Annotated in this window: 8 protein-coding genes; 4 read left to right on the forward strand and 4 right to left on the reverse strand. The window is 71.2% G+C overall.

The genetic code is table 11. The features are described 5' to 3' along the window. Together ACTB72_RS19600 and ACTB72_RS19605 are read left to right on the forward strand one after the other, a co-directional pair. The coding region (locus ACTB72_RS19600; RefSeq protein WP_463038703.1) for a hypothetical protein at positions 1–249 on the forward strand (249 nt) is incomplete at its 5' end. A 28-nt stretch (positions 250–277) separates the two neighbouring features. After that, on the forward strand, positions 278–994 hold the full coding sequence (locus tag ACTB72_RS19605; protein ID WP_463038704.1) for a lysophospholipid acyltransferase family protein: 717 nt from the start codon (positions 278–280) through the stop codon (positions 992–994). A gap of 63 nt (positions 995–1,057) precedes the next feature. On the opposite strand, the gene ACTB72_RS19610 is transcribed toward ACTB72_RS19605, so the two are convergent. The 3 genes from ACTB72_RS19610 to ACTB72_RS19620 form a co-directional block, all read right to left on the reverse strand. Continuing rightward, complete coding sequence (locus ACTB72_RS19610) at positions 1,058–2,029, reverse strand: HpcH/HpaI aldolase/citrate lyase family protein (RefSeq protein WP_463038705.1); 972 nt, start codon at positions 2,027–2,029, stop codon at positions 1,058–1,060. Between the two features lie 408 nt (positions 2,030–2,437). Further along, positions 2,438–2,959: a DUF1993 domain-containing protein gene (locus ACTB72_RS19615; protein ID WP_463038706.1), complete on the reverse strand. Its 522-nt coding sequence runs from the start codon at positions 2,957–2,959 to the stop codon at positions 2,438–2,440. Positions 2,960–3,065: 106 nt separating this feature from the next. Further along, entirely contained in the window at positions 3,066–4,250 is a 1,185-nt protein-coding gene (locus ACTB72_RS19620) for a MalY/PatB family protein (RefSeq protein ID WP_463038707.1), read from the reverse strand. 173 nt (positions 4,251–4,423) lie between these two features. Here ACTB72_RS19620 and def point away from each other — a divergent pair, with 173 nt between their 5' ends. Both def and fmt read left to right on the forward strand, forming a co-directional pair. Next, positions 4,424–4,948 carry a peptide deformylase gene (gene def / locus ACTB72_RS19625; protein ID WP_463038708.1) on the forward strand — a complete coding sequence of 175 codons (525 nt, stop codon included), beginning with the start codon at positions 4,424–4,426 and terminating at the stop codon, positions 4,946–4,948. Positions 4,949–4,985: 37 nt separating this feature from the next. Next, positions 4,986–5,900, forward strand: a complete 915-nt coding sequence (gene fmt, locus ACTB72_RS19630) for a methionyl-tRNA formyltransferase (RefSeq protein WP_463038709.1) — start codon at positions 4,986–4,988, stop codon at positions 5,898–5,900. A gap of 84 nt (positions 5,901–5,984) precedes the next feature. On the opposite strand, the gene ACTB72_RS19635 is transcribed toward fmt, so the two are convergent. Next, positions 5,985–6,602: a hypothetical protein gene (locus tag ACTB72_RS19635; RefSeq protein WP_463038710.1), complete on the reverse strand. Its 618-nt coding sequence runs from the start codon at positions 6,600–6,602 to the stop codon at positions 5,985–5,987. Positions 6,603–6,943: the final 341 nt, after the last annotated feature.

Consider the following 6,943-nt stretch of genomic DNA (forward strand, 5'->3'; position numbering starts at 1 on the left):
CCGGGCCGGCTGCGGCTCGCCTGGGCCGGGCGGGCGGCGTGGCGCGGGTTCTGGGCCGGCGCGCTCGGCGCGGCCCTGGTCGCCCTGGCGCTCGCCGCCCCCGAACTGATCCGCGGGCCGGAGGCGCGCCCGGCGCTGACCCCCGAGGGTTGGAGTTGGGCCGCGCTCGCCGCCCCCCCGCTCTGGACCGCGCTCGCCGCCTGGCTCGGCGCCCGCCTCGCGCTGCGCGCCGCGGCGGACCCGATTTGACCCGTCCTCCCGCTCTGGAGATCCCGGCATGACCCATCTGCGCGGCCTGATCCTGGTCCTGTGGACCTACGGCCTGATGGCCGTCGTGGGGCTGCTGGGCGCCCCCGCCGCCGCGCTCGGGCCCCGGCGCTGGACGCTGGCGATCATGCATTTCTACCTGCGGCTGGAGCTCGCCGGCGCCCGCCTGATCTGCGGCCTGCGCGCCGAGATCCGCGGCCCGGTCCCGCAGGGGGCGGTGATCGTCGCCGCCAAGCACCAGAGCTTCCTCGACATCATGATCCTGACCCATGCGCTGACCCGGCCGCGCTTCGTGATGAAACAGTCGCTGGTCTGGGCCCCGGTGCTGGGGTTTTACGCGCAGCGCATGGGCTGCGTGGCCATCGACCGCAGCGCCCGCGGCAAGGCGTTGCAGGCCATGGTCCAGGCCGCCGCGGCGGATGCCGAGCCCGGCCAGCTGGTGATCTTCCCACAAGGCACCCGCGTCGCGCCCGGCGCCGACGCGCCGTGGAAGTCCGGCGTCGCCGCGTTGCAGGAGGCGCTGCAGCTGCCCATCGTCCCCGTCGCCACCAATGCAGGCCATTTCTGGCCGCGCTCCGGCATCGCTCGCCGCCCCGGCGCGGCGGTGATCGAGTTCCTCGAGCCCATCCCCCCCGGCCTGCCGAAGGCCGAGCTGATGGCCCTGCTGAAGGCCCGGATCGAGCCGGCCTCCGCCCGCCTGCTGGACGAGGCCCGCGCCGGGCGCTGACCCCCAGACGCAAACGCCGCCCCCCTTGCGGGAGGCGGCGCTTCGAAATCCCGGCCGGTCCGATCAGGCCGCGGCGATCATCTCGGACTGCTTCACGATCACCTCGGCCTGGCGGATGGACGCGAGGTCCACCAGACGGCCCTTGTAGACCGCCGCGCCCTGGCCGGTGCGCTTGGCCTCCTCCATGGCGGCGAGGATCTCGCGCGCTTCGGCCACGGCTTCTTCGGAGGGGGTGAACACCTCGTTGGCGAGCGCGATCTGATTGGGATGGATCGCCCACTTGCCGACCATGCCCATGGTGGCGGAGCGGCGGGCCTGGGCGCGGTAGCCTTCGGGGTCCGAGAAGTCGCCGAACGGCCCGTCCACCGGCAGGATGCCATGGGTGCGGCAGGCCGAAACGATGGCCGACGTCACGTGGTGCCACGGGTCGGGATAAGAGACGGCGCGCTCGCCCTCGCCATCCGCCAGCATGTAGTAGTTCTTCTGGGTGCCCCCGATGCCGGTGGTCGACATGCCCATGGAGGCGGCGAAATCCGCGGCGCCGAGGCTCATCGCCTGCAGGCGCGGGGAGGACGCCGCGATCTCTTCGACATGCGCGAGCCCCGCGGCGGTCTCGATGATGACCTCGAGCGCGATGCGCTTGGTCGAGCCCTTGGCGGCCTCGATGGCGGTGACCAGCGCGTCCACCGCGTAGACGTCGGCCGCGCAGCCCACCTTGGGGATCATGATCATGTCGAGCCGGCCGTCGGTCTCTTCCAGCACCTCGACCACGTCGCGATACCAGTAAGGCGTGTCGAGGCCGTTGATGCGCACGCAAAGGGTCTTCTTGCCCCAGTCGAGCGTGTTGATCGCCTCGATGATGTGCTTGCGGGCCTGGGGCTTGTCGGCGGGGGCGACGGCGTCCTCGAGGTCGAGGTTGATCACGTCGGCGGCGGAGGCGGCCATCTTCGGATGCAGCTTGGCGTTGGAGCCCGGGCCGAACAGCTGGCAGCGGTTCGGGCGGGCGGGCGGCGTCGGCTGGACCTTGAAGCTCATCGGGCGGGCGTCCTTCGCGAAAGGAAATGTCTGGAGGGGTCGCGTGGACAGGTAGGTTATTGCCCCGGGCAGGTCAACGCGCCGGCCGCGGCGCCGCAGCATGACGCAGGGTGCGCATGCGAGACGGCGAAGGGAAGGCGCCGCGTCCGCGGCCCGCGCGCGGCCGCGTTCCGCCCGCGGCGCGCGTCCGCGTGGGCGCGGGCGGGACCGTTTCGGGCCGACAGGTCGCGCAGGCGCCGCGCCGGGGCTTTTCCCACCCGCCGGGGCCGGAGACGGCGCCGCCAGGCGCCGTCCCCCCCGCCCCGCCGGATGCGGACCCGCATCCGGGGTCCGGCCGCGCCGGACCGGCGCGGGCCCCGCCCGCGCGCGGGGCATCCGCGCGCAGGTCAGGGACGAGCGGTCTCCGGCTCAGCCCTTGACGCGCTGGGGTCCGCCGAAGTCGCGCTTGCCGATCGGCGCGCCCTTCATCCGCAGGATGTCGTAGGCCGTCGTCGCGTGGAAATAGAAGTTCGGCAGCGAGAAGCTCAGAACGAAGTTCTCGGCGGTGAAGGGCCGCGCATAGTCGCCCATCCGGAAGGTGACGTCCGCCCCGGCCCGCGCGTTGACCTGCTCGGGCGTCAGCGCCTTCAGGACGGTCTTCGCCTCCTCCACCAACCCCTTCAGCGCCGCCCAGTCATGGGGCCGCTTGTCGGTCGGGATCCCGAATTCGCCGGTGGTCAGCGCCTCGGCCGCGTCGGCGGAGTGGTGATGGATCGACACCACCTGAAACCGGAAGTCGGCCATGTCCGCGATCAGCCGGGTCGCGACGATCTCTTCGAGATCCACGCCCTGCTCCCGGAAATGCGCCTCGGCCTTCGCCATGAAGCCCGAGACGCCCTCCAGCGTCTGCAGATAATTCGCCACGCTCGCGTCATAGAGCGAAATGGTCATGTCGTGCTCCTCCCCGTTCGCCGCCGCGCGTTGTTCGCGCGCGTGCCGGCGGGGCCGCGACGCTCGCGGCCCCTGAAAATCCTGTCGGGCGCGAGACGCGCCGCGGTTACTGCAGGTCGCCGAAGGCGTGGGCCAGCCGCTCCGTCGCCTCTTGCACCATCGCGCGCGGCAGCGCGAAGTTGAAGCGCAGGAAACTGTCGCCGCCGATGCCGAAGGCGGGCCCATGATTGGCGGCGATCTTCGCCACCTTCTCCACCCGGTCGGTGAATTCCTGGGTCCCCATGCCGGTCCCGGCGAAATCGACCCAGGCCATGTAGGTCGCCTCCGGCCAGACCGAGTTCAGCCCCGGGATCGCCTGCACCGCGTCATGGAACACCCGGCGGTTGCCGTCGAGATAGACCAGCAGCGCGTCCAGCCATTCCGCCCCGCCGGAATAGGCCGCGGTGGTCATCAGCATGCCCATGGAGTTGGGCGAGGCCCCGGCGGTCGCATGCTTGGCCGCGAATTTCGCGCGCAGCTCCGGGTTGGGGATGAACACCCCCCCGGTCATGCCGCCCGCCAGATTGAAGGTCTTGGAGGCCGCGGCCATGATCACCATGCGGTCGGCCTGCTCGGGGGCTGCCAGCATCGCGACGGTGTGCTTGGGCCCGCCGGGCAGCACCAGGTCGTGATGCACCTCGTCCGAGATCAGGATCAGGTCATGCGCCTCGCAGAACTGCGCCAGCGCCCGGATCTCCTCCACGCTCCACACCATCCCGCCCGGATTATGCGGCGAACAGAAGACCACCATCTTCTCCGTCCCGTCGAGCTGGGCCGCCAGCGCGTCGAGGTCCATCCGGTAGCGGCCGTCGATCTGGCTCATCGGCGACTGCACGATGCGCCGGCCGTTCGCCTCGATGATCTTGTGGAAGGCATGGTAGACCGGGGTGAACAGGATGACGCCGTCGCCCGGGTTCGTATAGGCGCGGATGCAGTGCGACACGCCCGCGACCAGACCATGGGTTGTGGCGAGCCACTCGTTCTCGATGGTCCAGCCGTGGCGGGTCTTCATCCAGCCGGCCACCGCGGCCTTGTAGTCGGAATCGTTCCCGAAATAGCCGAACACGCCGTGATCCACCGCGCCCTGCAGCGCCTCGCGCACCACCGGGGGCGCCTGGAAATCCATGTCCGCGACCCACATGGCGATGCCGTCGTCGGGGCTGACGCCGAACAGCGTCTCCATCTTGTCCCACTTGCCGCAATGGGTGCCGCGGCGGTCGATGCGGGCGTCGAAATCGAATGTGGCGGACATGGAGGCTTCCTCATGCGGAGGGCGGGACGGGAACCGGAGGCGCGATCACCCCCTTCGGCGGGGACTTAAGCCTGAATCGCGCGCCGTCGCCAGTGATGCGGCGCCCCCGGTCGACACGCCGCGGCCCCGCATCCGCTTGACCCGCCCCCGCCCGCACGCTTATTTCCGCGCGCATGAGCATCCGACCGATCCTGATCCACCCGGATCCCCGCCTGAAGAAGGTCGCCGAGGCGCTCGGCGGCGTTGACGACGCCACGCGCAAGCTGATCGACGACATGCTCGACACCATGTACGACGCGCCCGGCGTCGGCCTCGCCGGGCCGCAGATCGGCGTGATGAAGCGGATCTTCGTGATGGACGTCTCCGACAAGGAGACGCCCCGCGCGCCGCTGGCCATGATCGACCCCGAGATCGTGTGGGCGTCGGAAGAGACCTCGACCTATGAGGAAGGCTGCCTCTCGATCCCCGAGATCTATGAGGAGGTCACCCGCCCCGCCCGCGTCCGGGTCCGGTTTCTCGACCGCGAGGGGACGGCGCAGGAGGCCGAGTTCGACGGTCTCGGCGCCACCTGCGCCCAGCACGAGATCGACCACCTCAACGGCAAGCTCTTCATCGACTATCTCGGCGCGGTGAAGCGCAGCCTGATCACCCAGAAGATGAAGAAACTGAAGCGGGAGCGGGCGAAGGACGACGGCTGAGCCCGGCCCTTTCCCACCCACCACAGGAGCCCCGCCCATGCGCCTCGCCTTCATGGGCACGCCCGACTTCTCGGTTCCCGTGCTGCGCGCGCTGGTCGCAGCAGAGCATGAGGTGGCCTGCGTCTATTCGCAACCGCCCCGCCCCGCCGGCCGCGGCAAGAAACCTCGCCCCTCCCCGGTGCATGAGGCGGCCGAGGCGATGGGGATCGAGGTGCGCACCCCCGCCACCCTCCGCGATCCCGACGCGCAGGCGGGTTTCGCGGGGCTGGCGCTCGACGCCGCGGTTGTGGTCGCCTACGGGCTGATTCTGCCGCGCGCGGTGCTGGATGCGCCGCGGCTCGGGTGCTGGAACGTCCACGCCTCCCTCCTGCCCCGCTGGCGCGGCGCAGCCCCGATCCAGCGCGCGATCATGGAAGGCGACGCCGAGACCGGGGTCGACGTGATGCGGATGGAAGCCGGTCTCGACACCGGGCCGGTGCTGGCCGAGGCGCGCACGCCCATCGGCCCCGCAGACACCGCCGGCGACCTGCATGACCGGCTGTCGGCCATGGGCGCCGCCCTGATGGTCGAGGCGCTGCCCCGGATCGAGGCCGGCGAGACCGGGACGCCGCAGCCCGACGCGGGCGTCGAATACGCCGCCAAGATCGACAAGGCCGAAGCCCGGCTCGACTGGTCCCTGCCGGCCGAGACGCTCGACCGTCGGATCCGCGGCCTCGCCCCCTTCCCCGGCGCCTGGACGGAACTCGACGGCGAGCGGATCAAGATCCTGCTGGCCCGGCCCGAGCCCGGCGCAGGCGCGCCCGGCGAGACGCTGGACGCCGCCCTGCTGGTGGCCTGCGGCGAGGGCACGGCCCTGCGCATCACCCGCATGCAGCGCGCCGGCCGCGCCGTGCAGGACGCTGAAACCGCGCTGCGCGGCAAGCCGATCCCCGCCGGCGCCCGTCTGGGCTGACGCGGCTCTCCCCCGCCGAAACCGCAAAGCGAAACGCCCCCGCGCCAGGTCCGGCGCGGGGGCGTTTTCAGGTCGGGCCTGCGCTCAGGCGGGGCGCCGCCAGGCGTTTCGGCGCAGAAGTCCGAGACCGACCAGCGACGAGCCCAGCAGCAGCAGGGGCGCCGGCAGCGGCACCACAGCGCCGCCGAGCGCCGCCGAAGGCTCGCCGCCCAAGGTCGCCGAGTCGACGCCCTTGCCCATGTTCATGTCGTCCGCCGCGCCGCCGGTCTTGCCGGTCTCGACCGGCCGCAGCCCCGCTTCCGTGCGGAAGTCGTTGATGTTGTAGGTCAGCCCCTCGCCATGGGTGAAGTTCAACGCGAGGTAGAGCGTGCCGAGGAAATCTTTCGGCAACGTCAGCGTCAGGGACTGGCCGCGGGTGTAATAGTCGATCTGCAGGCTGGTCGACAGCCGCGTGCCGTCCCACTCGTAATCGAAGGGGCTGGTGTCCCACAGCACCACGCCGCCGGCGGAGTAGGAATAGTCGACGCCCGCCGGCGCGGCGAAGGACAGCGTCAGTTCACCCGCCTCGAGGCCGGTGAACATGAAGTAATCGTCCGAGCTGTTGCCGCCGACGCCGCTGATCGCGGTGACGTCGGCGCCGACCACGGTCGGCGAGCGGTAATCGGCGCTGAATTCGCCGCCAGCGACATCGGCTTCCCACAAGGTGGAAGCCGCTGCCGGCAGAGCGAGAACGCACAGCGAAAAGGCGGCCGATACGCCGGCCGCGCGGAAGAGTCCGATGATGTTCATCTCAAGCCCCATAAAAGTCCGGAGCCCCCTCCGGACGCGTCGGGCCGCCGCAGCGATTTCGTCGCCAAGGCCTCGCCGAACGAGGCGCGGATTTATGCCGATCGCCCGCGCCCCGCAAGCGGCCGCTCCATGCCTTTTAGTGATGTCCGACTTGCCGAAGACTTAACGCGCCGGGACCGAGTTCAGCGCCCCGAGCGCGGCCTCAGCGCCGCGGCCACGCCCCGCGCCAGCCGCCGCAGCCGCGGGGCGCGGAC

The organism is Albimonas sp., assembly GCF_055129145.1.

Coding starts and splice junctions, on each gene's coding strand:
- ACTB72_RS19615 (WP_463038706.1), bottom strand. CDS start 2,959: ATGACCATTTCGCTCTATGACGCGAGCGTGGCGAATTATCTGCAGACG.
- ACTB72_RS19620 (WP_463038707.1), bottom strand. CDS start 4,250: ATGTCCGCCACATTCGATTTCGACGCCCGCATCGACCGCCGCGGCACC.
- def (WP_463038708.1), top strand. CDS start 4,424: ATGAGCATCCGACCGATCCTGATCCACCCGGATCCCCGCCTGAAGAAG.
- fmt (WP_463038709.1), top strand. CDS start 4,986: ATGCGCCTCGCCTTCATGGGCACGCCCGACTTCTCGGTTCCCGTGCTG.
- ACTB72_RS19610 (WP_463038705.1), bottom strand. CDS start 2,029: ATGAGCTTCAAGGTCCAGCCGACGCCGCCCGCCCGCCCGAACCGCTGC.
- ACTB72_RS19605 (WP_463038704.1), top strand. CDS start 278: ATGACCCATCTGCGCGGCCTGATCCTGGTCCTGTGGACCTACGGCCTG.